The 26,240-nt window shown below is 40.7% G+C and carries 17 protein-coding genes; 8 read left to right on the top strand and 9 right to left on the bottom strand.

Features of this window, described 5'->3' with window-relative positions:
* Positions 1–326 precede the first annotated feature (326 nt).
* The gene (locus tag DBX25_RS14085; RefSeq protein WP_157950976.1) at positions 327–3,881 is read left to right on the top strand and encodes a PAS domain S-box protein; all 3,555 of its coding nucleotides are present in this window, start codon (positions 327–329) and stop codon (positions 3,879–3,881) included.
* A gap of 269 nt (positions 3,882–4,150) precedes the next feature.
* Here DBX25_RS14085 and DBX25_RS14080 read toward each other — a convergent pair whose 3' ends face one another.
* From DBX25_RS14080 to DBX25_RS14060, 4 genes are all read right to left on the bottom strand, one after another.
* A complete protein-coding gene (locus DBX25_RS14080) occupies positions 4,151–4,774 on the bottom strand; it encodes a hypothetical protein (protein ID WP_108671450.1) in 624 nt (207 codons plus the stop codon).
* The gene (locus DBX25_RS20670; protein WP_157950975.1) at positions 4,771–5,061 is read right to left on the bottom strand and encodes a hypothetical protein; all 291 of its coding nucleotides are present in this window, start codon (positions 5,059–5,061) and stop codon (positions 4,771–4,773) included. Before DBX25_RS20670 ends, DBX25_RS14080 begins: the two co-directional genes overlap by 4 nt.
* Before the next feature lie 621 nt (positions 5,062–5,682).
* Positions 5,683–6,582: an HD-GYP domain-containing protein gene (locus DBX25_RS14065; protein WP_157950974.1), complete on the bottom strand. Its 900-nt coding sequence runs from the start codon at positions 6,580–6,582 to the stop codon at positions 5,683–5,685.
* 73 nt (positions 6,583–6,655) lie between these two features.
* Positions 6,656–8,809, bottom strand: coding sequence for a PAS domain S-box protein (locus DBX25_RS14060; protein WP_108671446.1), 2,154 nt, complete (start codon positions 8,807–8,809; stop codon positions 6,656–6,658).
* Between the two features lie 334 nt (positions 8,810–9,143).
* On the opposite strand from DBX25_RS14060, the gene DBX25_RS14055 reads away from it, so the two are divergent.
* The 3 genes from DBX25_RS14055 to DBX25_RS14040 all read left to right on the top strand — a co-directional run bounded on the left by DBX25_RS14055 (position 9,144) and on the right by DBX25_RS14040 (position 13,714).
* Positions 9,144–10,754 carry an ATP-binding protein gene (locus tag DBX25_RS14055; protein ID WP_108671445.1) on the top strand — a complete coding sequence of 537 codons (1,611 nt, stop codon included), beginning with the start codon at positions 9,144–9,146 and terminating at the stop codon, positions 10,752–10,754.
* 148 nt (positions 10,755–10,902) lie between these two features.
* Positions 10,903–11,646 (top strand): LytR/AlgR family response regulator transcription factor, encoded by a 744-nt coding sequence (locus DBX25_RS14050; RefSeq protein ID WP_108671444.1) that lies wholly within the window; start codon positions 10,903–10,905, stop codon positions 11,644–11,646.
* Positions 11,647–11,959: 313 nt separating this feature from the next.
* Entirely contained in the window at positions 11,960–13,714 is a 1,755-nt protein-coding gene (locus tag DBX25_RS14040; RefSeq protein ID WP_108671442.1) for an MHYT domain-containing protein, read from the top strand.
* Positions 13,715–13,786: 72 nt separating this feature from the next.
* Here DBX25_RS14040 and DBX25_RS14035 read toward each other — a convergent pair whose 3' ends face one another.
* The 5 genes from DBX25_RS14035 to DBX25_RS14015 all read right to left on the bottom strand — a co-directional run bounded on the left by DBX25_RS14035 (position 13,787) and on the right by DBX25_RS14015 (position 19,412).
* Positions 13,787–14,941 (bottom strand): Ger(x)C family spore germination protein, encoded by a 1,155-nt coding sequence (locus tag DBX25_RS14035; RefSeq protein ID WP_108671441.1) that lies wholly within the window; start codon positions 14,939–14,941, stop codon positions 13,787–13,789.
* Entirely contained in the window at positions 14,938–16,473 is a 1,536-nt protein-coding gene (locus DBX25_RS14030; RefSeq protein ID WP_240620316.1) for a spore germination protein, read from the bottom strand. Before DBX25_RS14030 ends, DBX25_RS14035 begins: the two co-directional genes overlap by 4 nt.
* A gap of 3 nt (positions 16,474–16,476) precedes the next feature.
* Positions 16,477–17,556: a GerAB/ArcD/ProY family transporter gene (locus DBX25_RS14025; protein WP_108671440.1), complete on the bottom strand. Its 1,080-nt coding sequence runs from the start codon at positions 17,554–17,556 to the stop codon at positions 16,477–16,479.
* Positions 17,557–17,877: 321 nt separating this feature from the next.
* Complete coding sequence (locus DBX25_RS14020; protein WP_108671439.1) at positions 17,878–18,723, bottom strand: AraC family transcriptional regulator; 846 nt, start codon at positions 18,721–18,723, stop codon at positions 17,878–17,880.
* A 113-nt stretch (positions 18,724–18,836) separates the two neighbouring features.
* On the bottom strand, positions 18,837–19,412 hold the full coding sequence (locus DBX25_RS14015) for a recombinase family protein (protein ID WP_108671438.1): 576 nt from the start codon (positions 19,410–19,412) through the stop codon (positions 18,837–18,839).
* A 147-nt stretch (positions 19,413–19,559) separates the two neighbouring features.
* Between DBX25_RS14015 and DBX25_RS14010 the strand changes: the two genes are divergently transcribed.
* From DBX25_RS14010 to DBX25_RS21410, 4 genes are all read left to right on the top strand, one after another.
* Positions 19,560–22,526 carry a Tn3 family transposase gene (locus DBX25_RS14010; RefSeq protein WP_108671437.1) on the top strand — a complete coding sequence of 989 codons (2,967 nt, stop codon included), beginning with the start codon at positions 19,560–19,562 and terminating at the stop codon, positions 22,524–22,526.
* Positions 22,527–22,665: 139 nt separating this feature from the next.
* Complete coding sequence (locus DBX25_RS14005) at positions 22,666–24,309, top strand: hybrid sensor histidine kinase/response regulator (protein ID WP_108671436.1); 1,644 nt, start codon at positions 22,666–22,668, stop codon at positions 24,307–24,309.
* A gap of 238 nt (positions 24,310–24,547) precedes the next feature.
* The gene (locus DBX25_RS14000) at positions 24,548–25,360 is read left to right on the top strand and encodes an EAL domain-containing protein (protein WP_108671435.1); all 813 of its coding nucleotides are present in this window, start codon (positions 24,548–24,550) and stop codon (positions 25,358–25,360) included.
* A 5-nt stretch (positions 25,361–25,365) separates the two neighbouring features.
* A partial coding sequence (locus DBX25_RS21410; RefSeq protein ID WP_240620314.1) for a Jag N-terminal domain-containing protein occupies positions 25,366–26,240 on the top strand: 875 nt, incomplete at its 3' end.

Below are 26,240 nucleotides of genomic sequence, written 5' to 3'. Positions count from 1 at the left end.
AGAACCAACAAAGGATTTTCAAAGATTAAAAAGTGTTCAGCGCTAATGAGCAAAAAGTGTCCAATCGGGGTTGACGGTTACAACAGACCTATGACATCCTTTTTCACTAAAAAGATTGTGAATAATTGTACTTAAACAAACGGGGGCAATAGTTAAACAATAGAAGCATCTTTTTGATGGTTCTTTTTTTGATGTCCATAGATGTAACAGTTATATCGGGAGCGGACCCTATTCCTTTACTCGATTTCAGGGTTTTTGAAAAGAGCCCATATTAGAAGGAACCAACCAAGCTTCTTTCGAAGAAACGTTGGTTGGTTCCTTCTAATATGTCGGTGTGGTTAAACCAATATATAAAATACTATTTAGTACCGAAGGGATTAAACCGATATGATTTTAGAGGGGAATGGAAAAGTACATCTATTCCTAGAGAAAAATTTCATGCGAGAATGGGGAAGAGTGTGATCGTTACAGGTGCATTGGATGTAAATCTTTTTATTTTATCAGTATTTTTAGGAATTTTATCTACTTTTACTACCTTGAATATTTTACTACGAGTCATCCATTCACAAGGGATGTGGAAAAAGGTTTGGATGTATGGGGGTTCCCTTGTGATAGGTCTAGGGTATTGGACGATGTATTTTACTAGTTTGATCGCCTTGACCCCGAACGATTCCAGGACTTTTAATGTATTCATGATTGGTTTTACGTTACTTTTTTCTATTATATGTTCCTACCTCACCGTGCTTCTTATTATAAAAGCTAAAGAAAGGAACGGAAAGGTCTTCTTAGTTCTCGGTGCCGTGACCATCGCTCTCATCATGAGTCTAAGGAAATTCCTCGATATCCAATCCTTGGAGTTGGAGGGGGAACTCATGTATCAACCTTTGTACGGAGCAGTATCGTTCCTTATGGGGGCTTTGACCGGTGGGATCGGGCTTTATTGGGTATGGAGAATTGAAAAAAATGGACAAAAATTAAGCCATTCCATTTTCAGCTCCATTGTGATTGGGATGGGGGTGTCCAGCGCCAACCTTCTATCGAATCAGTTCATAGTGGTTAAAGCAACGACATTTCCATCGATGATACAAGCCCATTTGACCCTCAGTTATTTCTCTAAAGAAGTCCCCCTAAATGCGATAGCCTATGGAATCGGTTTTTCGACCATCCTGATTATCGCGATAGTCGTGGCTATGGCGTATATAGATAAAGCTATCGTCGAGAAATTGCTAAAGCAAACCGATATTCAATACAAGTCCCTAGTCGATCAAAATCCTTGTTTGGTGCTTACAATCAACCAGGATGGGTCTATCCAACATGTCAATCCTAAAGGAATTGACATCCTACATGGAAGCAAGGATGACATTGTGTCAAAGCCGTTGCTGTCCTTTTTTCATAAGGATGATCAAGATCGGGTTTCCTATCTATTAGGACATCCTCATGATGAGGGGCAACGAGTCTTAGAAGCATCGATTTTCGATCTATCAGGTAAGACGATTCCTATGTCCATCACCTTTGTCCCGATTATGGTGGATGGACATAGGAAGGGTACGTTTCTAGTGGGAACGGATGTATCAGCTCTATACGCATACAAAATTCAAATTGAGCAAGCACAGAAAGACTTGTTGGATACTCTGAAAAAACAACAAGGTTTGACTTTAAAATATAAAAAAATCGGGGATCGCTTCGTCCATACCCTATGTGAAGGGGAATTGCTCCATAAATTGGGGCTCACTCCTGATATGGTAGTGGGGAAGTCATTGGAAGACCTCGTGCTGCCTGAAGATTATCCCACCGATATTAAACTCGAGGCCTATAGAAAAGCCTGGGATGGAAACGTTACGGAATATGAAGCTGAATTGAATGGCGTCTATTATTATGTGATATTAAGTCCAGCCTACAAGGACGGAGAAATCGTGGAGGTCATCGGATCTGGGGTGGATATCACCGATCGTAAGAAAGCGGAACAGACGTTAATCCGAAATGAAAAATGGCATCGGAATATTTTAAGCACCATGTCCGAAGGAATTATGCTGTATGGCGCGGACCATAGTATCCAACATTTGAATCATAGTGTGTATGACCTATTTGGAATCCAAAAGGATGTGTTGCAAAAGGAATCCTTCGATCCAGAAAGCATTCAATTTTATTCCTCAGACGGGACTCCCTTGAAGTTGGAGGATAGCCCGGTCAACATCTCGTTTACCACAGGGGAGCCTGTGATGGGACAAATCCTGGGTGTGAGTGATTACCAGTATAAAAAATGGCTATCGGTCAATACCAAGTTGCTGGACTCAGAAGAGTATGGATTTGACGTTCCTACCGTGTTGTTGACGATGTCGGATGTTACCTTAGAAAAGGAACAACAAAATATACTTCGGGAATCCAACGCGTTACGGAGTACGTTGATTGATAGCTTACCGTTTGGCATCTTAGTGGTGGATAGTGCCATGAATATGGTCGCGGTAAATCGACCATTTTGCAGGATGTTTCAAATTGAGGAACCCATGGAGGAGTTAATAGGAAAAAACTACATGCCTTATCGAAAAGCCATCTTGAAGGAAAGAGTCAGCAACGGAGGGGATACGAAAAACGAGAAACCCGAAGGGAAAATGGAAATTAAGGAATTCCAAACGGTGGATGGCCGGACTTACAAACAAGGTTACTTCCCTTTCTATATGGATCAAGAATTGAAAGGTCACTTGTGGACCTTTGAAGATGTCACGGAACAAAAGATGCTAGATGAAGTGATTCTTTCTGCAAAAGAGGAAGCCATTCAAGCAAACCTTGCCAAGTCAGAGTTCCTTTCCAACATGAGCCATGAACTCCGGACGCCGTTGAATGGAATATTGGGTTTCTCTCAATTATTGGAGATGGATGAAAGCTTAACAGAACAGCAAATGAACTTCACCCAGGAGATATTGAAGGGTGGGCGCCACTTACTGGCTCTCATCAATGAAATCTTGGACCTGTCCAGGATCGAAACCGGAAAGATGAAAATATCCCATGAAAGAGTCCAAGTTAGCAAAATCATGGAGGAAAGTGTCAATCTGGTGTTGCATGCAGCGCATAAAAAATCGATTACCATTCATAAGGAATTCATCGGTGATCCGAACCAAGAGGTGTATATCGATCAAATGAGGGTAAGGCAGATCTTGTTGAATCTCTTGGACAATGCCATCAAATATAATCGTGAACATGGAGAAGTAATTCTTACCTGTGAAGTTAGGGATGAATCCATGATTGTGCATGTGAGAGATACCGGATTTGGCATTCCTTCACACGAAAGCGATCGGATTTTCGAGCCGTTTTATCGCTTGGAAAACCAGGATGCTACAGGCGCTGGCATTGGCCTTGCTTTGGTCAAACAACTCATCCAGTTAATGGGGGGAGAAATCCAGGTCAATAGCGAAGTCGGGAAGGGAAGCGATTTTGGGTTCTGGTTACCCATCAAGAATGCCCTATCCGGGACTAAAGCGTTTCCTAAGCCAACGAGCATCGAGCTTGTTCATAACAGGAACCAACCGAACATACTCTATATCGAGGATAATCCCTCCAACGTTCAACTTGTGAGGGAAATTGTGGGGATGATACAAGGCTTTGACCTTTATACGGCCTCCTCTGGGCAAGAAGGGTTGAAAATGGCAGCAGACCTGGAGTTCGACCTCATCCTATTAGATATCAATCTGCCGGATCTAAATGGCTATGAAGTATTTAACATATTGAAAAGTGAGGAAAAAACGAAAGCCATTCCTATTATAGCTCTTAGTGCCAATGCTATGGAATCGGAGATCAAAGATGCCATGTCCAAGGGATTCAGTGATTATCTAACCAAGCCTATTTCAATTTCGAATTTTATCCACACCATCCATCATCATCTTTAGGAAAAAGAGCGGCCCATGAGCTGCTCTTTTTTTGAACATATGTAAGGAGAATGATGTATTGAAGAGGATAGTGCAAGAAGAAGTTGTAATTTTGATAAAATGTTGAAGGTGTTTATTATGACTTCGAATGCCTATTAACGGTGGAGCAAGCAAGTGGGTGGGGATTTAGGTTTAGGGTTACATCCTGCTTCGTGAAGTAGTATGCCCGTCCTTTCAGTGGGTATTCCTGCTACCTGCTAGTCGACCAATTTACAGATGAAAAGGGAGAATCAAAGATTGTTTAAACGGTGTAATATGCTTTTTTGAATCTTTGAGGAATTTCCGTTTTCCTTGACTTGTTTTATGAAGTCTAGGTATAGGATGACCATCAAGTCCTCTATGGTTAACGTAGTGTGTGCCATGAAAGGTGAGAGGTCGTGAAGGAAAATCTCTCCCCTTAGGAGTTCCGTTTCCTTGATGCGTATGGTGATGTGAGCTTGTTTCTCTCGTTCCCCATGTGGAGACTCTACGTCTTCCTCCGTTGTCTCGAAAGTGAAAATATTCTGTGTCACTTGCTTCATTACTTTTTTTTCCTGCTTGTCCGCTTCTAAGTACTCCGTTTTCTTCTTCCTTAAAAACAGGGCAATTTGACGATTGTCATATCCTTTTTTAATTTGGTTCATGAAGTCCTGGTACAATAGATGGATCAACACGGCAATATCGAATTCTGGTGCCTCTTCAAAGGTGTCTAAGAGGTCATCGATGAACACTTTTCCCCTTAAATAGTCATAGTACCCCACCACGAGTGTGATGTATTTTCTGCCGCTGCTAAAGAAAGAATGAAACAGTCTCTTCGGCCTATTTCCCCTTAGCTTTTCCTGAAGGAGATTATACCGACTGTATGATCTTTTCAATCGAATTCCCCCTTTCTAAATGAATAAGAATGGAATGGATGATGTGAAAAACGACCTTTCGTTCCGATAATCCATGCCGGATGGCAAGACCATAGGGTCCTCCTATTTCCTGGTAAAGGGTCTTTGGGACCATCACATGCATGTACGTCTTCGTCTCTATATACTCCGTGTTCCACTCCAAGAGTGCGGGATGCCGCAATCCATACCGAAGGAGGGAAGTATTGAAGACGGTCTGGCTCATAGTTTTTCCGCTTTCCTGTTGGTAGGACCTCTCTACAGACTTGCATAAGGTTCGGAGCTTCATCCGCGTAAGTGGGGAAACCGGAAACTTAATGTTGTGTTGCTTGTCGCTTCTTGTGGCTCGTTTGGTGGTTTGTTGGGAAATGCTTTCTGTTTCTAAAATAGTGTCACCACGTTGCAGATTTTTGAACAGGGGGTTTAAGTTCTCCACCTCCCCATCCCCTCCTTTTATTTTATGATTTAACTCATGGTCACTTTTCCACTTTTCCATGTTTTATAGATATATAGGACAGGGAAGGGGGGTTTAGAACCAAGTTGTATATTTTTCTGAAATAAGGGTGATATTGATACTACTAAACTCTAAAAATGGGAAGGTGTCAGATCATGCCGAAGAAAAAGAAGGAACAAGTAGATGGGAAGAAGATGGTAAAAGCAGTGAAGGAAGCCAAGAAGGCGGGTGTGAAATTGGTAAAGGTGGAAATCAAATAGGAGGGGCCAAAACCTTGAATACTGAAAATCTAAGATTGCTATTTCACCAGAGATAGGTAACATCCTGTCCATCCCCCCCTCTTAGTCTTGCATTCAAAAGGAATTATGAGGGAGAGGGGTATAGAGAGTGGATTCTTCGCATAAAGGGGAAAAGGGAAAGTCACAGGTGGACTTTCCCTTTATCCAGGTTCTCCCTTGGATCCTTCTTTCTGTGAGAATTCAATAATCCTCTTTACAGTCAAGGTCCGGTTGATGACAACCGTTTCCTCTTTATCGTCCAATATTCTGACAAGAGGGGAAAAGGGACGCTTTTCAAAGGTCCCAATGACCTGCGCTCTTCTTCCATCCGTCAGTTCCACGATAGAATGGAGGGGATAGATCCCAAGGAGCATGAAGAACCGCTGGAACAGGTAGGGATCGTCGCATTGGTATTCCTTTAACAAGACCTCCATAGCTTTATATGGATTGAAAGCCTTCCGGTAAGGTCGGTCCAACGTAAGGGCGGAATAGATGTCAGCAATGCTCAAAACAGGCAGATGTTTGGGCATCTCTTTTCCGGTCAGACCCGTTGGATAACCGGTTCCATTGTTTTTCTCATGATGATCCCTAGCCAAATAGGCGATGGATTCTGGATAATCGTGGCCGAGCAAAATCAAATATCCGAAAACGGTATGGTTCTTAATCACGTCGAATTCAAACGGTGTTAACTTTCCTGGCTTGGCCAGAATGTTTTGGGGAATCCGAATCTTTCCAACATCATGCAGCAATGCCCCTGTTGAAAATTCTTCGATGTCCACCACCCCCAGCCTCTTGGCCATCAAGCTGCTTAAAAGGAACACATCGAAGGAATGTTGGTAGGTGTAGAGGTCCCATTCTTTCACTTGGAACATCAAGTCCCTCGTAGTAGCGTTGGACATGATGGTAACAAAAAGTTCTTCCAGCCATTGATATTCCTTGAGGTCATGAAGGGCGTGCCCATATCGTTCTTGATGTTCAATGCTCACCAGGTTGTTAAAGAACTCCATCCTCAATTCTTTATTATTCGCTTTACAAAAGCAATCTTGAAGCAATCTATTCACGTTCAGCCTCCTAATGAATAAAGTGAACCCATAATTCATACGTCATCATGGTCACCTGTTGATGGGTTCGCCCTCAATCGTTTGCAGCGCTCACCGTTTCTCGTTCCTTGCTGTGAAACCTGTAGAGGTTTCTCCCGGATGCCTTGGCTTTGTATAACGCATCATCTGCCATGGAGATCAAGGTATCCTTGTTGATACTATCGGTTGGGTAGATGCTGATGCCGATGGAACTTGTTGTCACGAACTCATGATTCTGTATGTTCCACGGGTTCTCCATCGTTTGAATAATCCGTTGTGCCACGGTTTCAATGTCCCTGCGAGTTGTAACGTCCTTTAAGAGGACGGCGAATTCATCGCCTCCTAGCCTGTAGAGGGTATCTTTTGACCGCAGCAATTCGTTGACCCTATGTGTGAACTGCTTTAAAAGCTCGTCCCCCACCTCATGTCCCATCGTATCGTTGACCCATTTGAATCGGTCACAATCCATGTAGAGCAGAGCGAACACCTGTCCAGAGTGGCTCTTTTCAACCAAGTTCGAAAGGTCTTCTTGGAACTGTCTTCGATTGGCGGCACCGGTCAAGAAATCACGGTATGCTAGGTGCTCCAACTCCCTTTCATAACGCTTTCTATCAGATATGTCCCTGGATACGACGATATAGTGACTGAGGCTCCCTTGTTCATTGAAGTATGGGGAACACTGCGCCTCAATGCATATATATTGTCCGTCCTGCCGCTTCTTTCGATATTGCATCAAGGTTGGTCGGGGATTTTCGACCAGATCATGGAAGAGTTCATGAACCCTTTCACGATCATCAGGATGAATATTAGTCCTGAAATTTCTGCCCTGCAGGTCGGATGGTTCATACCCAAGAACAGTTTTATGTGCAGGAGAGGCATACTGCACATACCCGTCCGTACCAATCAAGCGAATCAAATCGGAAGAGTGCTCGGCGAGTATACGGTATTTCTTCTCGCTTTCTACTAATGCCAGTTCAGCCTGTTTTCTCTCGGTCATATCTCTTGCCGTGACCAGGACCTTCATCGATTGGTCGCTGCCATTTTCGATGAGGGTAGCAAAAGCCTCCAAGTAACGGTAGCTCCCATCTTGGTGACAGTACCTGAATGTCGCTTGGACGGGTTCTTTCGTCAGGATCAAAGTATGGAGATGCTCCCATACCTGGTCTTTGTCATCCGGATGGACAAATGGAAAAGCAGAGACACCCAAAAGTTCCTCATAATCGAGCCCTAGTACGGTCATATGAGATGGCGACGCGAACTGAAACCTCCCTTCTGAATCGAGGATGCTAACTAAGTCAGAGCTATATTGGGTAAGAATTCGGTATCTTTCTTCCTTTTCTTTCAGCTTTTTCTCGATTTCCTTACGAGAGGTCTCATCACGGGTGATGGAAGTGAATCCTTCGACCTCTCCATGGCTATCGAATAGAGGGGAGATGGTCACATTGACATCGATGGGCGTTCCGTCCTTTCTTTGAAAGGTGGCTTCCCAATTCGGAATGTGCTTTCCTTCTAGCAAAGCTTGTTTCCGGATCGCTTCTTCTTGCCCTAATGCAGTCTGAATGATAGGTAACTTCTTGCCTAAAAGTTCTTCTTTTGACCATCCATACAACTTTTCAAAGGAAGGGTTCACATACAGCAGGATACTATCCGTGTTGGTGATGGTGATCGCGTCCGCTGTGCTTTCAAAGAATGATTCGAGTCTTGAATTGGCCTTTTGGAAAGCCCGCTTTGTGCGTTCTTTCTCTGTTTGATCCTCTATGATGATATTCACACCAAGTGGGCAGGAGGATTTACAAAGAGGGACGAATTTGATTCGTAGCGTCAATTCCTTTTCATTTTTATGAAACCCCTGAAGTTTGCAAGTGGAGCTTTCTCCATCGAGTGCAAGTTGAAAATGTCGGTGAAATTTCGTAAAGCTGTTTGGATTCAAGAGCAAACTGAACTCTTGGTTATGCAATTCATGAAGCTGGAAACCAAAAAGAAAGTGCGTGGCTTCATTCATCTTCACGATTTTTTTATTTTTGTCCAGAGTGAATATAGCACTTGGATTTTCATTGAAAAGAGATTCATAGACATGTTCATCAAATAGTTGCCCAGGGTGCTTCTTCTTCAAGGGTGGGTATATTTCTAGGAGTAGGATGATGAACAGTAAGATCGAAACGAATGCAAAGGTGTATTCGACTGCGATGGTGAGTTGGGATTGATCCATTTTTCCTCCTATATGTAAATGGAAGTTTATAGGTTAATAGTATGGATTTTCTTTTCCCGGTACAATATCGTTGACGCGAAAGGTCCCATTTAGGGCATGAGGTGTGGGATTTCATGTGATTAAAGTCTGATTATAGGCTTAGAAGATGCTCTTTTCCTCCTGTTATAGGGAGGAAATCCAAAAGAAGGCGTTGAAATTCGGATCCAATCCTGTCATTCTTATCTCGGTGATGTTTCCAATGGGAGTAGTACACTCCTATTCTATTTTTCTAATATTTTCAAGTTCATATATGTGAAGTCCTGTTGTACGATGAAGATATTCAAAATAACTAATAATGGGTGATGGAATGGAAGGATTAATGGTCTCCGCTCACGAGAGTTCGGTGTTAGGGAGAATAAGGGATGGAGTGTTCAGCTTGGATGCCAATGGGAGATTCCTCTATGTGAACCATCCGACCAAAGAGATGTTGGTAATACAGGATGACGTGGTCGGTCGGTCTCTCATGGATGTGTTAAAAGGTGAGACCTTGACCTGCATGCAAGAACAGATTGAGCATTCCATGGCCATTCAACAACCCCAGCACTTTGAATGTGCATGGTCGAAAGGTGAGATGGATTGGGCAGAAGTTCATATCTACCCCTCTTTAGATGGAGTGACCGTTCTATTCCGTGATATTTCTTCACGAAAGAATATCGACGAGGCCTTTCGCAAGAATCATGAGAAAATCGTGTTGCTCAGTGAAGCGGCACACCATATCCTTTTCAATAAAGAGCCCAAGGAAATATTGGATTCATTGTTCCGTGACCTGTCTGAGCATCTCGGACTGGATGTGTATATCAACTATATCTATCAAGAATCCTTCCATAACCTGAAATTAATGAACTATAGTGGAATTTCAGAGACCATTGCTAATGAGATAGAGTGGTTGAACCTTGGGGAAGCGGTATGCGGCCGTGCAGCTCGTGAAAAAAAGGCGAGGGTAGCGGAAGACATCGACTCCTCCCAAGACCCGATGGTGAGTTTGGTAAAGGGGATGGGCATCAAGGCGTATGTGTGCCACCCACTGCTTTCCTATGGTAGATTAATAGGGACGCTTTCATTTGGTACTAGGAAGAGAACGAGGTTCACGGAGGATGAGTTGGATCTGATTTCTAGCATATGTGCACAGGTCGCCCCTGTATTGGAAAGAAGCCAATTAATTTCGAATCTCACCCAAAAGAAGGAACAGGCTGAAAAGGCGGCACTAGCCAAAACGGAATTTTTATCGATGATGAGCCATGAACTCCGGACCCCTATGAATTCGATCCTGGGATTTTCCCAAATTCTGCTGGAAGACAGCAAGGAACCTTTGACTCTCCAACAAAAGGACAGGGCCGAAAAAATCTTGAAGTCCGGACAACATCTGTTGAGGATGATCAATGATATCCTGGAGGTAGGAAAAGTCGAATCTTCCAGAAAACAGGGCGAGTGGGAAATCCTTGATATTTCTTCCGTGTACAAGGAGAGCCTGAAAACGGTGAAGCCACTGGCGGTCAACAAGACCATTCGAATCGAAATGAAAGATTCCACTGGTGACCGATGTAGGATCAAGGGAAATGCCATGAAGCTGACCCAGGTGTTCTCGAATTTACTGTCAAATGCCATCAAATATTCACCTGAACATAGGGATGTGCTAGTGGAATTTAAGAAGGATGGAGAATATGTCAAAGTGATGGTGACCGATTACGGAATCGGCATCCCTTATGAGGAGCAGGACTCTATTTTCCTTCCGTTTTACAGAATCTTTAACCGGGAATCCAACATTGAAGGAACGGGAATTGGCCTGTCCATCGTCAAGCAATTCACACAGGAGTTGGGCGGCGAGGTGGGGGTCGAAAGCAAGCTTGGCAGTGGGAGTAGTTTTTGGTTCACATTGCCCCTGTTGAAAGACGTGGAAGATTTCTAATAGCAGTACCGATCTCAAAGATTAATAAGGTTTGATTGAATGATGTAGAAGGCATCGAGGGGACACATTCAATCGATGACCTCAGGTTCATGTCATACGTAAGAATGTTAGGTGGATCGGTTTTCAAACTAGAGAAAGAGGAAAAAGAATGGACCCGATTAGAACGTTGATAGTAGATGACAATCGTGATGCAGTCGAAATATTGGAATACTATATTAGCCAGTTTTCAGGAGTGGAGATTATTGGTGTCTGCTCGGATGGAGAGGAAATGGTCGAGGAAGTGATGATGAAAAAGCCTGACCTAGTTCTTGCGGATATTAATATGCCGAAGAAAAATGGGGTGGACGCCATCAAGGAATGCATGTCTTTCCATCCTGGTCTGAAATTCATCTTCATTACAGGCTATGATGAATTCGCTATTGAGGCATTCAGGTTGGCGGCAGTCGATTATATCGTCAAACCCGTCGAAAAGGATCGACTGTACAAGGCGATGGAAAAGGCAAGGTCGCTCCTGTCCTTCGAACGAGGCCCTGTAGAGGATACGGATGAAGCGGGAATGTTCGAGCACTTGCCGCTAAAGAGTCAGAACTGTACCCGGTTCGTCCCACTGAATGACATCTTTTTCATCGAAAAGATTGGGAAGAAGTGCTTGGTGTATACCTCAAGGGAAATGTTTGAAACGAACGAGACTCTCGGAAGGATCATGGAGCGCCTGGGAGATACCTTTTTCCATGGACATCGTTCGTTTATCATTAATTTAAAATGGGTATCCCATATCACTCCTCAAAATGAGACATTCATCGTGTATTTCAAGGGCTTGGATAAACAAGCCTTCGTTTCCAAACTGAAAATCAATGAAATGCGCGATTTAATCTCGGAAATCAATGATTGACAGCATGACTGGCTGCAGGGATCTACCCTTTGGCCAGTTTTTTTGTTGGAACCAAGGTTTGGGAGAAAGGGATAAGCCTTTGGTTCTAATAATCCATGGACAAAATGCAAGTGGAAAATTCAGTGATAGGGCGGATTTTATCTCCGAATGTCCCTTTTTCATCCTGAAAGGCGGAAATGGGGGCTTGAAATGTTTAGGGTGGAGCATGAAATGAATGGCGATTCAATCATCCGCTCTTTTTTTGGAAGAATTTGAATTGTCAATTACTGTGTGTTTATATATCATGGTTCTACATAAATGAGGTGATCGTGGTATGTCTTTTTCAGGAGATTATGATTATAAACTGGTGATTTTATCGATTCTGGTGGCGATTCTGTCTTCCTTTGCTTCGTTTAACAGCATTGCCAGGATCGGGGATTCCCCACATAAGAAAAAAATGGTGTGGATCATTTCCGGATCGTTCATCATGGGGCTTGGTATCTGGTCCATGCACTTTATCGGGATGCTTGGATATAACGTTCATGTCATGGTTTCTTACCATGCGGGCTACACGCTTCTCTCTCTGCTGATGGCCTTTATTGCTTCGTGCCTATCCTTCTCGATCATCCTGTATTTTGAAAGGAAAATCCCTATTTTATTTTTGGGATCGGTCGTCATGGGAATGAGCATCCTGTCCATGCATTTTTTAGGCATGAAATCGATGAACATGCCGTACGAAATCGAATACGATGGGGTTCTTGCTCTTCTATCCATCATTGTGTCGATAGGGGCCTCGGGGCTTGCTATCTATTTGTTGTTACATAATGAAAGGAACACGTACCATTTAGTGAGGACGACAGTAAGCAGTGTCATCATGGGTCTTGGCATTTCCGCCGTCCATTATAGCGCGATGAAATCGATGATTCTATACAAAAACCAGGGAAACCATGGGATCGGAGACGGAATGAAGGGGTTATCCAACTATATTTCGACGGAGCTCCTTGCGTTTGGTTTATCTCTTACGACGGTGTTCTTTGTCCTTATCATCATTCTGTTTGCCCATTATGACAAAATCCAGGCGGAAAAGCTGCAACGTTTTACGGAAAGTCATTATCGTTCCATGGTGGATCAAAACCCGTACTTGGTTTTCACGGTCGATATGGAAGGAATAATCACCCATGTGAATTCAAAGGGGATGGAACTGCTGAAAGGAGAAAAGAACCACATCATCTCCAGGCCCTTGCTATCCTTCTTCCATGAAAGAGACCGGGATAGGGTAAGCATCACCAACATCGACCTAAAGTACGAAGAGCGCAAGGCGATGGAGGCGACCCTGTATGATTTAGAAGGTTCGTCCATCCCCATGTTCTTAACCTTCATTCCGATAGTAATTGAAGAGAGAGTGACAGGTGCCTTTGTGGTGGGGAGGGATAATTCCGATGTCCAGGAGTACAGGCAACGAATCCATAAGGCTCAGAGGGATTTGGTCAACACCATCAGAAAACAACAGGGATTGACCTTGAAGTATATCAAGGTGGGAGACCGGTTCATCCATACCTTGTGCGATGGAGAACTGTTATATAAGCTGGGGCTCACCCCTTCGATGGTGGTGGGAAAATCATTAGAAGACATCCTTCCCGAAGGGTATCCAACGTACCTAAAGATTGAAGCCTATCGGAAGGCTTGGGAAGGGAAAGTAACTGAATACGAAGCGGATTTGAACGGCGTCTATTACTATGTCATTCTAAGCCCTGTATTTAAAAATGGCAAAGTCGTGGAGGTGATTGGTTCTGGAGTGGACATCACGGACCGGAAAAAGGCCGAAGAAACTCAAAAAAGGAATGAGGAATGGTATAAAAATATCTTAAGCAGCATGTCAGAAGGCATCATGCTATTTAATGATACCTACCATGCCACCCACTTGTACGGCAATATTTATGAAGCGCTCGATGTGAAAACAAACGAACTTCATACACAGGATTTGGAGAAAAATGGATTTGAATTTATCCGGGATGATGGGCAACCTTTAACACTGAAAGGGGTAGCGTCAGGAAAATGCGGATTTACAACGTTAAGGAATTCAATATAAAAAAGCCTAATTTCTCGGTGTTGCAAGAGTTTAGGCCTTTTTAAAAAACTATAAGTACCGTTTGAATTAATATTAGGATCCATCTTGATACTTCAACTTTCCGGAGTTAACTAAATTAACTTTAACGTTTAAATTCTTTATACTGTGTCCATTTAGGTAAAACGATCCTGCTTTCACTTCTTCTTTCCATTTACTTGGGTTTTGGCGATATAATGATTCACCTAATTTGTAGATATCTGCATTTATTTCTATTCCTTTTTCAAAGGATTTTAGAATTTCTAATTTGATAATATCTTCAGTTTTTGTAATCAACTCTTTATCACTAATTTCCTTGATCTTCTCATTTATTCCAGCTTGAACTTCAACTCGAATATTAAAAAGTATGGGCTTACTACTCATAATAGGGGAAATTGTAATCTTAGGTTTCTCTATCACTACGGAAACAACAGCGCTATCATTCTCAATAATCCACACAGGAGATCGAACGGTTTTTTCATCCATCCATCTTAGACCGTTTAAATCAGTCTCAGAAAGCCATCCTTCTAGGCGATTATTCCTTACAAAGAACGCTCCATCATTTCTTAATAATGGTGCTTTTTTGGATTCTTCTTTCCAATTTTCTGTTGAAATTTTAAGTGATGGGATATAAGCAGTTTGCCCCATCGGATCACTATCTCTAATAAATTGATAAAATTGTTTAGGTTGTATGTAAGATCGTTGTTTATAACTTTCATTTGGTTCATGGAGAATGGTAGACAACCCCGATAATGTAAAAAAGGCTTTTGTTTTAAGTATATCATCAATGGGTTCCTTTGTAGCGTATAAGAGAATATTATAGCGTATTTCTCGGTACCGATTAATAAAATCAATAGAGTCTTTAATATCTTGTCTGAGCAGACTTTCGCTTAATATTATTGTAGATACATGTCCCCAAAAAAGTCTTTGTTGAGCATCCTTATATAATTGATTTAATGCTTCCGTAATGGTAAAACCTTCACCTCTTCCTATCCACACTGGTGGTTGTTTATCAGGTCTAGCCCCCTCTAACTTAGCAACGTTAGAAAAGTCAAGTAACTGAGCATAAGCTATATATTTTCCTTCTTTAAAATCTATACCAAGAGCTGCAACATAATAAATATCTTGAACTTCTTTAATATTCCAACATCCAGATAACATTGCACTAGTGATAAGCATCATAATTATTAGTTTTATTTTGTGCAGCTTCACTGTTTTCCTTCTCCTTCGTCCGTTTTAGAACTATCATTGGTTCGGAGATAACCAACTCTTTGTCTATAACTTCTCCACGGTAAACGAAACAATCCCTTGAAAAAATCTGAACTAGATTTTGGGAAAATTAAAGCTAAGTAAGGGATTCCAAAGGAACGTAATCTTGAGATATAAAGAACGATTACGAATCCGGCAAGCATAAATCCATATAACCCCATCAAAATTGAACATAATAGTACAAACCCTCTGAGTATGGATACTGCTCCTGCTAATATTTGGTTTACTAAGGTATATCCCGCAATAGCAGATAAAGCAGTAATAACAATGACAGATGGGGAGATAAAACCCGAACGGATTGCTGCATCCCCAATGATAAGTCCGCCTACCACTGAAAGGGTTTGACCAAGGGGGGAGGGTAATCTTTGACCGGCTTCACGGAACATCTCAAAAAGAAACAAAACAATTATAAGCTCAAGTGGTGCTGGAAATGGTAGACCTGATCTTGCAACAGTCACAGTCGCAAGAAGAGGGAAAGGAATTTGATCTTGGTGATAAGCAAGTAATGCCATCCAAAATCCGGGTAGGAAGACAGCTAAAAGAAATCCAAACCACCGATAAAAGCGTGCAAATGATACAGTTAGAAAATTAAAGTGGGAATCTTCTGCAGCTTTTATTAAAAAAGTTATAGTAACAGGAGCGATAATAACAATTGGGGAGCCATCAATTATAATCACTACTCTACCTTGCAATAAGCATTCCACTGCAAAATCTGGTCTAGCTGTATCACCACAAAGAGGAAAAATAGATAAAGATTGTTTCGATACCATCTCTTGAATTTGAGTTGAACTAATTACGCCATCAATATCAATTAAAGTTAGACATTCTCGAATATTATTTAAAATCTCTAAATTAACTACATCTTTTAAATATAATATCCCTATTTGAGTTTGGGTCCGTTTACCTAACGTCAACGTTTGATAAGACAAGGTGGGATGTCTTAATCTTTTACGAATAAGTGCCACGTTTGTTGAAATATCTTCAATAAAATTGTCTCTTGGCCCACGTACGGATATTTCGTAATTAGATTGTTCTGTAGAACGGTTTGGTTTATTCGAAGCACTGACAGAAAAAAAGGTAAACGACTTAGGAAAATAAAGAACTAAATTTCCATTAAATATTTCCAAAGAGATAGACTCTAACCCTTCTTCCACCTCTAGAGGTGTCCACTCTAGCTCTTGTTGATACTTATGAATTTCTTCTTTTAAGAAAAGATATTGATGTTTTTGAGCTATTTTTTCTAATTGAGGAATAACAATCTGATTTATTTGTTTTTTGTCCACTAAACTTTCGCAATAAATGAAAAAGGTCTCAACAACTTTTTCTTCACTCCCAATTTTATGGAGAACAACTTTGACATCCTCACTATGCTGATATGTTGAACGTATTTTTTCCTCATTTAATATTGGATTTGGTTTATAGATAGAAAATTTTCCATTACCCTCTTTTTTTGTATTCTGATTCCATCTTCTCAAGGATTATCTCACCTTTTCTCTTTTTAGAAAAACTAAAATTCCTAATACTATTGAAAAGGAAAGTAAAAATAAAAAAGATAAATGAAAATAAACATTCTGTAAAAAACGAACAAATTCGATATCACTTATAGGAAGAAGAACAGCGACAAATGTAATTAGTGAACTGATTCCTATTAATACATTCCTTTTTTTCTCGTTTTTAAATAAAAATAATTGTCCAATAATATATAAACCAAAACTTATCCTAATAAATCCACCTGATAACCATTGGTAAATTGAAAAGAAATCTACATGTTCGATATACACTCCTATCTTCAATAATCTCCATTCTTCGTAAGCAGGATACCTCTGATTAGAAGCCTCTTCAGGTCCAAAAATAGCAATAGAACCCAATAAAGGTCCAAGCGTTAAGCCTATCAACACTAAGCCGAGCATAATAAAACTCCGTGACTTGATATTCATTTTTAATTTATGTTGAATAAAAAATATTAAAGTCACTTCTAGCAGAGAACCTAAACTATAGACGGTTCCTTTGATAACGGGTGTCAATCCATTCTCAAGGATAGGGAATAATTGAGAATAATCCTTATGAGGAAAATTAAGACTCATAACGAAAAAGCCTAATGCAACAACAAATACTAATAAAAAACCTGAGAGAATAGATAAGGTTGTAAAGCTAGAAGTTGCAGCAAAAAAACAGATAACTAAAAATAGCATTGCTAATATAGGCGCAGGACTTTGTGGGAAATAGGATGTAACGGTCCATACAATCATATCCTTTAAGGTAACTCCAATAAATAAGAGGATAAATATATATATTAAAAAACATAATCCCCTTGCAATAATTTTGCCAAAATGGTTATTTAACCATGAATACAGATGTGTATGGTCTAATTTTTTCATAATAAATTGAATAAAAAGTAACCAACCGAGAATGAATCCTCCAGATAAGAGGACAGAAATCCACGAATCCCTCTTTGAGATCGCTAATAACATAGGAATTACCATTACGTGATTCATTAAGCCAATACTCATCATAAACAAAACAAATACTTGTGAAAAATTTGCTTTATGTGATTGCATTGTTAAACCTACTATCTGATTAGGATTTAATAATTAATGAGCAAATAAAATAAAATTTATTTCTAGGTTACTCAAAGGTATTCTTTCCATTTATTAATTAATTATCCATAAAACACCTCATATTATAATCTTGAGCATCAAACCATCCCCATACGGTTTGGAAAATTTTTGCGATAATCTCCTAAAGGAGGCGCTTCTGGAAAATGGTGATTACAACAATAAGGAAATTTCAATATAAAAAGCCTTATTTTTCGCCAACTTAATGGAGAAATAAGGCTTTTTTGTTCACCATAAACAGAGTTCTATTATTGAATATGTAAATTACTTAGGGATGACAGGGACCCAGAGTTCATGTCTTGGTTTATGATTCGGCCCGTAATAACATTCTATACACGGTAAATTTGCAAGTTCGTACTCTGAGGTAGGGACCCACTCGGAATATAATCGTTTCCATGCATCTACTATGTTCGGAAAAACTGCCCATGTACTTGCGGGAATAATAAGCGTCTCCATATTTGAGGGGGGTTCACCATCGTATCTTACACCCATGAAATAGGAAAACTCTTCATCTGTGATGGCTGCTTCTTTTCCACAAACCCCTAGAAGGCTTTCAAGCGTGCATTTTGGATTTTCCCAAGACATATCTATTAATTCTTGCATAAATCCATCTTTTTTCGCATTGTTCCAAAGTGTAGGGATTGTTTTAAATGCTCTGCTTGTTTTTACTGGCTTACTTTTTCCTACAATTCTTAATTCAAAATCAAGGTTTTCAATTCTGTAGTCCATCTCGGTATCTCCTTTAATAGAAATTTGAAAGGAAATTCTCGGAAAGGCTTTTAACTGTACCCCTTTATTACGAGCAGTGGAAGGGGTTACTCCATGCATTTTTTGAAAAGCACGTGAGAAAGTATCAGAAGAAACATAACCATATTTAATTGCCACATCGATGATCCGAATATCACTTTTTTGAATTTCAAATGCTGCAAGTGTTAACCGTCTGCGTCTAATATATTCTGATAGCGATACACCTGACACTGAAGAGAACATTCTCGAAAAATGAAACTCAGAACAATTAGCTGCTTTTGCAATCTCTTTGTAGTCTATTTCTTCATCCAGGCTATTTTCAATGTAGTTTAACGCATTGTTCATTCTTTCTAGCCAATCCATAAGTTTACTCCCTTTCAATATTTACTTTAAAACAAAATAGATAATAATTGCCGACATTTCATGCCTAAAAATGTTGGTAAAAAGAATACACCTTTTGATAGAATCAGGACAAACTATTTTTTTCCTTCCGATAGCTTTCTATATAATGAAGCCCTAGATACATTAGTAATTTCGCAAATTTGATTTACAGTCATATCGCCTTCTTTATATAGTTTTACTGCATAATTCATTCCTGCGTGATTTTTATGATACTTCTTTAAACGACCCTTAAACTTTCCTTCTTTCTTAGCTAGCTCAATCCCTTCACGTTGACGCATACGGATAAGATCACGCTCTAATTGGTTCACACCAGCCATTACTGTAATTAAGAATTGGCTGTATGGATTATCCTCTGATAAATCTAACCATGTATCCTTGAGTGATTTTAAGCTTGCCTTTTTCCTTCGTATTAAATCAATCAATTCAAATAAATCCTGCGTACTCCGAGTAATCCGAGTTAAGTCTGTAACATAAATAATGTCGCCTTCCTGTAAATCCTCCAACATTTTTTGAAGTTGCTCGCGATCCTTTGTTGCTCCAGAAACTTTCTCTTCAAAAATAATATCCATTCCGATTTCGTTCAGTTGCTGAAATTGCCTTGAAGGATTTTGACTAGTCGAACTGACACGTATATAACCGATTTTTCGCAAAATATCACCTCATTTTTGAGACAAGTCTTATGAGACGCTCTTACCTATTATTTTATCAGTCTCTAACACTTGTATCAATAGAGTACACTCTATTGATATATAATTGAACTAATTAACTGAACAATTACAGAAATGAGATGATACTGTATGAAAGTTGCGAGAGGTAGAGAATTGCTTACATCGGAACAGCGACAGGTCCTTATGCAAATTCCTGAAGACGAGTGGGTGCTAGGAACCTACTACACTTTTTCCAAACGGGATTTAGAAATTATCAATAAGCGAAGGAGAGAAGAAAACCGTTTAGGGTTCGCCGTTCAATTAGCTGTTCTTCGATATCCCGGTTGGCCATACACTCATATCAAAAACATCCCGGATTCAGTCATACATTATATATCAAAACAAATCGGTGCTAGTCCATCCTCGCTAAAGCTTTATCCTCAAAGAGACAATACACTTTGGGATCATTTGAAAGAAATTCGAATTGAATATAAACTAGTAACTTTTACTCTGAAAGAATATAGAATGACATTTAAGCACCTACATCAATTGGCTTTGGAAAATGGTGATGCCATTCATCTACTACATGAATGCATAGATTTTCTAAGAAAAAACAAAATCATACTGCCTGCTATCACTACACTTGAAAGAATAGTGTGGGAAGCAAGGGAAATGGCTGAAAAGAAGCTATTTAACACGGTTAGTCAATCCCTAACAAATGAACAAAAAGAAAAACTTGAAGATATTATTACCTTGCAGCATTCGTCAGAATCCAATAAAACGATATTGGGTTGGTTAAAAGAACCACCGGGACATCCTTCACCCGAAACCTTTCTAAAAGTAATAGAACGACTCGAATACATACGAGGAATGGAATTAGAAACGGTGCAAATTAATCATTTGCACCGCAATCGCCTGTTACAGCTGTCTCGCTTGGGTTCAAGATATGAGCCTTATGCATTCCGTGATTTTCAGGAAAATAAACGATATTCAACACTAACCGTCTATTTATTACATCTTAATCAAGATTTGACGGATAAAGCTTTTGAAATTCATGACAGACAAATACTTAGTCTCTTATCAAAAGGTCGTAAGGCTCAAGAGGAAATTCAGAAACTGAACGGTAAAAAGTTGAATGAGAAAGTTATACACTTCACGAACATCGGACAAGCTTTGATCAAAGCAAAACAGGAAAAATTAGACGTTTTTGAGGTTTTAGAATCCGTTATTGAATGGAATTCTTTTGTCTCTTCGGTCGAAGAAGCCCAGGAGCTTGCACGTCCTGCTGACTATGATTATTTAGACTTACTGCAAAAACGATTTTATTCACTAAGAAAATATACGCCAACGCTATTAAGGGTGTTGGAATTTCATTCTACAAAGGCAAATGAGCCACTTTTACAAGCTGTAGAGATTATCCGAGGAATGAACGAATCCGGAAAACGAAAAGTACCTGATGACTCACCTGTGGATTTTATTTCAAAACGTTGGAAAAAGCATTTATACGAGAATGATGGTACAACAATCAATCGTCATTACTATGAAATGGCTGTTTTAACAGAACTTCGGGAGCATATTCGAGCAGGAGATGTTTCCATTGTTGGCAGCAGACAATATAGAGATTTTGAGGAATATTTGTTTTCCGAATTTACATGGAATCAAACGAAAGAGAATACGAGATTATCAGTTAGTTTATCATTCGAAGATTATATGACAGAGAGAACCAGAAGCCTTAACGATAGACTAAAGTGGTTGTCTGCCAATTTCAACAAATTAGATGGGGTTTCTCTTGAAAAAGGAAAGCTATCAATTTCACGCTTAGAAAAAGATGTTCCAGAAGAAGCAAAGAAATTTAGTGCAAGTCTTTATCAGATGCTGCCAAGAATAAAATTAACCGATCTACTTATGGATGTTGCCCATATAACAGGATTTCACGAGCAATTCACTCATGCTTCTAATAATCGAAAACCGGATAAAGAAGAAACGATTATTATTATGGCTGCCCTTTTAGGAATGGGAATGAATATTGGATTAGGCAAGATGGCTGAAGCAACACCTGGTCTTACATATAAGCAACTAGCCAATGTGTCTCAATGGCGCATGTATGAAGATGCAATGAATAAAGCCCAAGCTGTATTAGTAAATTTTCATCACAAATTACAATTATCTTCTTATTGGGGAGATGGCACAACATCTTCGTCAGATGGAATGAGAATGCAGCTAGGTGTTTCATCACTACATGCAGATGCAAATCCACATTACGGAACTGGAAAAGGAGCCACCATCTATCGATTTACGAGTGATCAATTCTCTTCTTACTACACAAAGATTATTCATACTAATTCAAGGGATGCAATTCATGTTTTGGATGGTTTATTGCATCATGAGACGGATCTAAATATAGAAGAGCATTATACAGACACGGCCGGTTACACGGACCAAATATTCGGATTGACCCACTTATTAGGATTTAAATTTGCTCCAAGAATAAGAGATATATCGGACTCGAAATTCTTTACAATAGATAAAGCAGGTGAGTATCCAAAAATAGAAGCCATTTTACGTGGACAAATAAATACAAAGGTCATTAAAGAGAATTATGAGGATGTTTTGCGATTAGCTCATTCTATAAGGGAAGGAACAGTTTCAGCATCCCTTATTATGGGAAAACTAGGTTCTTATTCAAGACAAAACAGTTTAGCAACAGCCTTGCGCGAAATGGGACGAATAGAAAAAACAATCTTTATGCTTAATTACATTTCGGATGAATCTTTAAGAAGAAAAATCCAAAGGGGATTGAATAAAGGAGAAGCCATGAACGGACTGGCAAGAGCTATTTTCTTCGGAAAACAAGGAGAGCTTAGGGAACGAACCATACAGCATCAATTGCAAAGAGCCAGTGCTTTAAACATAATTATCAACGCTATTAGTGTCTGGAATACTCTACATCTGACAAAAGCAGTTGAATACCAAAGAGGTTTAGGTAATATTAATGAAGATTTGTTGCATCATATGTCTCCTTTAGGCTGGGAGCATATTAATTTACTAGGAGAGTACCGTTTTAATTCTGAAAAATCAGTTACGTTAGATTCTCTAAGACCACTAAAACTGTATTAACGTTGTTAAAATTGGGGTAATCGTCTTGAAAATGGGCTTAGCGTTGTAAATCCGCATTATCCTGACGTTACCCCTGAAAGAAAGTCCCGTTCATATTACCCTAAAGACAGGAAAGCCAATTACGGCTGAAGTAGTTGGGGTGAAAAAAGAGGGGCAAACCACCTGGCTGTCCGTCAATTCGAAATTGATACGACCCCTTCATAACGAAAGCGACGTTCCTTCGGTTCTGTTAACGATGGCGGATATCACCCTCCAAAAAGAGCAACAAATCAAGCTTCGCGAATCGAACGCCTTGAGAAGAACCTTGATTGACAGCCTGCCCATCGGGATTTTAGTGGTCGATAATGATATGAATATCGTCGCTTTGAACCGCCCGTTTTGTAAGATGTTCAAGATTGATGAACCCTTGAAGAACTTAATCGGAAAAAGTTGTCTCCCTTATCGAAAGGCGATTTTGAGGAACTGGGGAACGAGTACCTTCAGTGAGGAAAGTATCCTGTCTGATGGAAAAGCGGGCACGAAGGAGTTCGAGACCCTCGATGATCGGACATTGAAGCAAGGATACTTTCCGTTTTATCATGATAATGAGCTGAAAGGGCATTTATGGACGTTCGAGGATGTGACCGAGCAGAAGATGATGGACAGAGAAATCCTTTTTGCGAAGGAAGAGGCGATTAAGGCCAATTTAGCCAAGTCTGAGTTTCTTTCCAACATGAGCCATGAATTACGCACGCCGTTGAATGGCATTCTTGGTTTCTCTCAATTGCTGGAGCTCGATGGTGCCCTCACAGAGCAACAACGAAAATTCGTATTGGAAATACTAAAGGGAGGGCGCCATTTACTCGACCTCATCAATGAAATCCTCGACCTTTCAAGGATTGAGACCGGAAAATTGAAAATAAACAAAGAGCGGGTGCGAGTTAAGGATGTCATCAACGAATGCATCAACTTGGTGACGCCTTCGTCACGGGAAAAATCGATTGTCATTCAAAGTACCTTCCTGGATTGTCCTAAGAATGAGATTCTTGTCGATGTAATCCGGTTGAGGCAAATCATCCTGAACCTATTAGACAATGCGATTAAATACAACCGAGAGGGAGGCAAGGTCACCTTAACCTGTGGAATGAAGGAGGGAAGGTTGATAATCCATGTTATAGATGATGGAATAGGAATCCCGATTTCTGAACAGGAAAGGATATTCGATCCGTTTTACCGATTGGAAAATCACCAGGTAGAAGGCGCGGGTATTGGACTTTCCTTAGTCAAACAGCTCATCCTGTTGATGGGAGGAGACATTTCCTTGAAAAGCACGGTAGGTTCAGGAAGTGATTTCTCTTTCTGGCTGCCTGTTCATCAAACGGAAAATCAAGTGCTCAAGGACCATGAATCTCATGAAATCCTCCAAAAGGCTCGTCGTGACATTCATAAAATCCTGTATGTGGAAGACAATCCTTCAAACCTTGCGCTCGTAAAAGAAATTCTCGGAGCCCAAAGAGGCTACGAATTAAGGTCTGCGACTACTGGGCAAGAAGGGCTAGAAAAAGCGAAGGAATCGGGCATTTCGCTCATCTTATTGGATATCCACCTCCCTGACATGACCGGATTTGAGGTGTTGGACAAACTGAAGCAAAATGACCTTACCAACCACATTCCCGTTATCGCCTTAAGTGCGAATGCGATGCAGGCGGATATTGATAAGGCTTTGGCGAGAGGGTTCAAGGAGTATATCACGAAACCCATCCATATCCGCTCGTTTTTAAGGCTCGTCGATAAATACTTATGAAGAAAAGGGAGTGACCTAAGCACTGGTCATTCCCTTTTCATCATCCTGCCAATATTCCTAATCGTACAAAAATTGTCGTCAAATGTCCTTTTTTCGTCCCCTCCTGTCCTTCGTGTATGCTCTTCGGCCTCATTTACCTCCTGTTGTGCCCCCAGTCGATTAGACAGCCTATAGGATAAAAGTTACATTGATAGTAACTAATCTATCCATAGTGTAAAGGGCGTTTCAATAGGAGGGGATGAATGTGTTAAACCATATCTTTAAAGAAGTTTCCAAACAGGAAATGGACCATGTCTATCAACCGATGTGGAATTTGGGGAATTGGAAGGTATTTGGTTTTGAAGCATTGCTACGGTTTCCCGATGGATCCTATGAGGGTAGCATTGAGGATGTTTTCAGGAGAGCTCGGGAAAATGGATTCCTTTTTGAGTTGGACACGTTGTCGATTTCAAAAGCCATCAACTCATTTCCGATCCATCTTTTAGAAGATGAATTCCTGTTCGTTAACCTGTATCCATCCACGTTGCTCCATGAGAAATTCGAAGATTTCCTATGCACCTTGTTGGATCGATATCCAAAAGTAAAGCGGAAAATTGTATTTGAACTAAATGAGACACAGGACGAGGACTATGTTTGGGATATCCCAGAATTGAAGGAGAAGGTGTCCATGCTGAGGGAATACGGGTTCTTGGTGGCACTCGATGACATCGGAAAAGGAGCAGCCACCCTGCAAAAAATCATTGAGTTTTCCCCGAATTTCATTAAATTGGACCGTTACTTCGCCAATGAGCTGTATCTATCAAAGGAAAAGCAGGACATGATTTCTTTGCTGGTCCAGTATTCAGACGACAAGATGGGGCTGATACTGGAGGGAATCGAAAAGGACGTGGACTTGGCACAGGCAAAGCTGTTGAATGTCCCGTTTGCCCAAGGATACCTTTTGGGTACACCCGATCGGGTCTATTTCAACAAATATACAGGTGCATTTAAGAACTCCTATATGGACAATATTTTCGAGCAGAGTTCTCCCGTACATTCTTGGGGGAGGTGAGCGAAATGGAACAATCGGTTTTATCAAAGGGTAAGGATATTTTGGAAGCCATCGAGATTGGATTAGGAGTCTTGGGGACGAACAAGGAAGGCGTCTCAATCGAAGTCATCCAAAAAGAAACCAAGGGTCTCTGGAAGCTAGGATCGAAAGAAGCAATAGTGAAACTGACGAAAATCCAGGGCAGAAATGACCTCCTTCCTCCCCAACTCTCTATCGAAGTCGAAGAAGATGTAATACTCGGGCTGTTGGAAGACATGGTTCTAACACCAGAACTACAGGGCGAGATTAAAGATGTAAGGGAAGAGGAACTCCAGGAAGACGAGGAGCAATCGAGTGATAGGGATGGAAAGGTGTGGATCAAGGACGGTTTCATCCAATGCAAGCCATCCCCGCTACATTATCCAACCATTACGATAGGGAAGGGAGTCAAGCTCCTTAAGAATGGCGAAGAAGTCCACGGGACGATGGTCGTGACGAAGGAGGACTCCTTTGAAATTCAAACAGAAGAAATCGAGATGGCTCCCCAATGGCAGGTTAGCATGGATGAAAACAGATTGAATGTCTTCTTGTATGTAGAGCCAGGCAAAAAGATCACCCACCGGGTAAAGGACGTGGATCCCGACTTCCATATCGTGCTAGAATCCGAAGAAATCGTCGAAATCATCACTGGCCTAGGATATAAAGACATCTTGTCTCATTTGGAATCCATCGGCATCGCCCAAGGATTCAACCACGGGGAAATTATGAGGGCCGTCAATACGGAACTACCGGGACGCTTCACCATTGCCAGGGGGACGGAACCGACAAAAGGGGAAAATGGGAAAGTAGAACTGGTGGTGAATGTCCAAAAGAAATCCGGGCCAAAGGAACGTTCGGACGG

Source organism: Peribacillus acanthi (assembly GCF_003073175.1).
Taxonomy (GTDB): Bacteria; Bacillota; Bacilli; order Bacillales; family DSM-1321; genus Bacillus_BN; species Bacillus_BN acanthi.
Note: the sequence above shows the minus strand (reverse complement) of the source record. Positions and strands in the feature narration are given on the sequence as shown.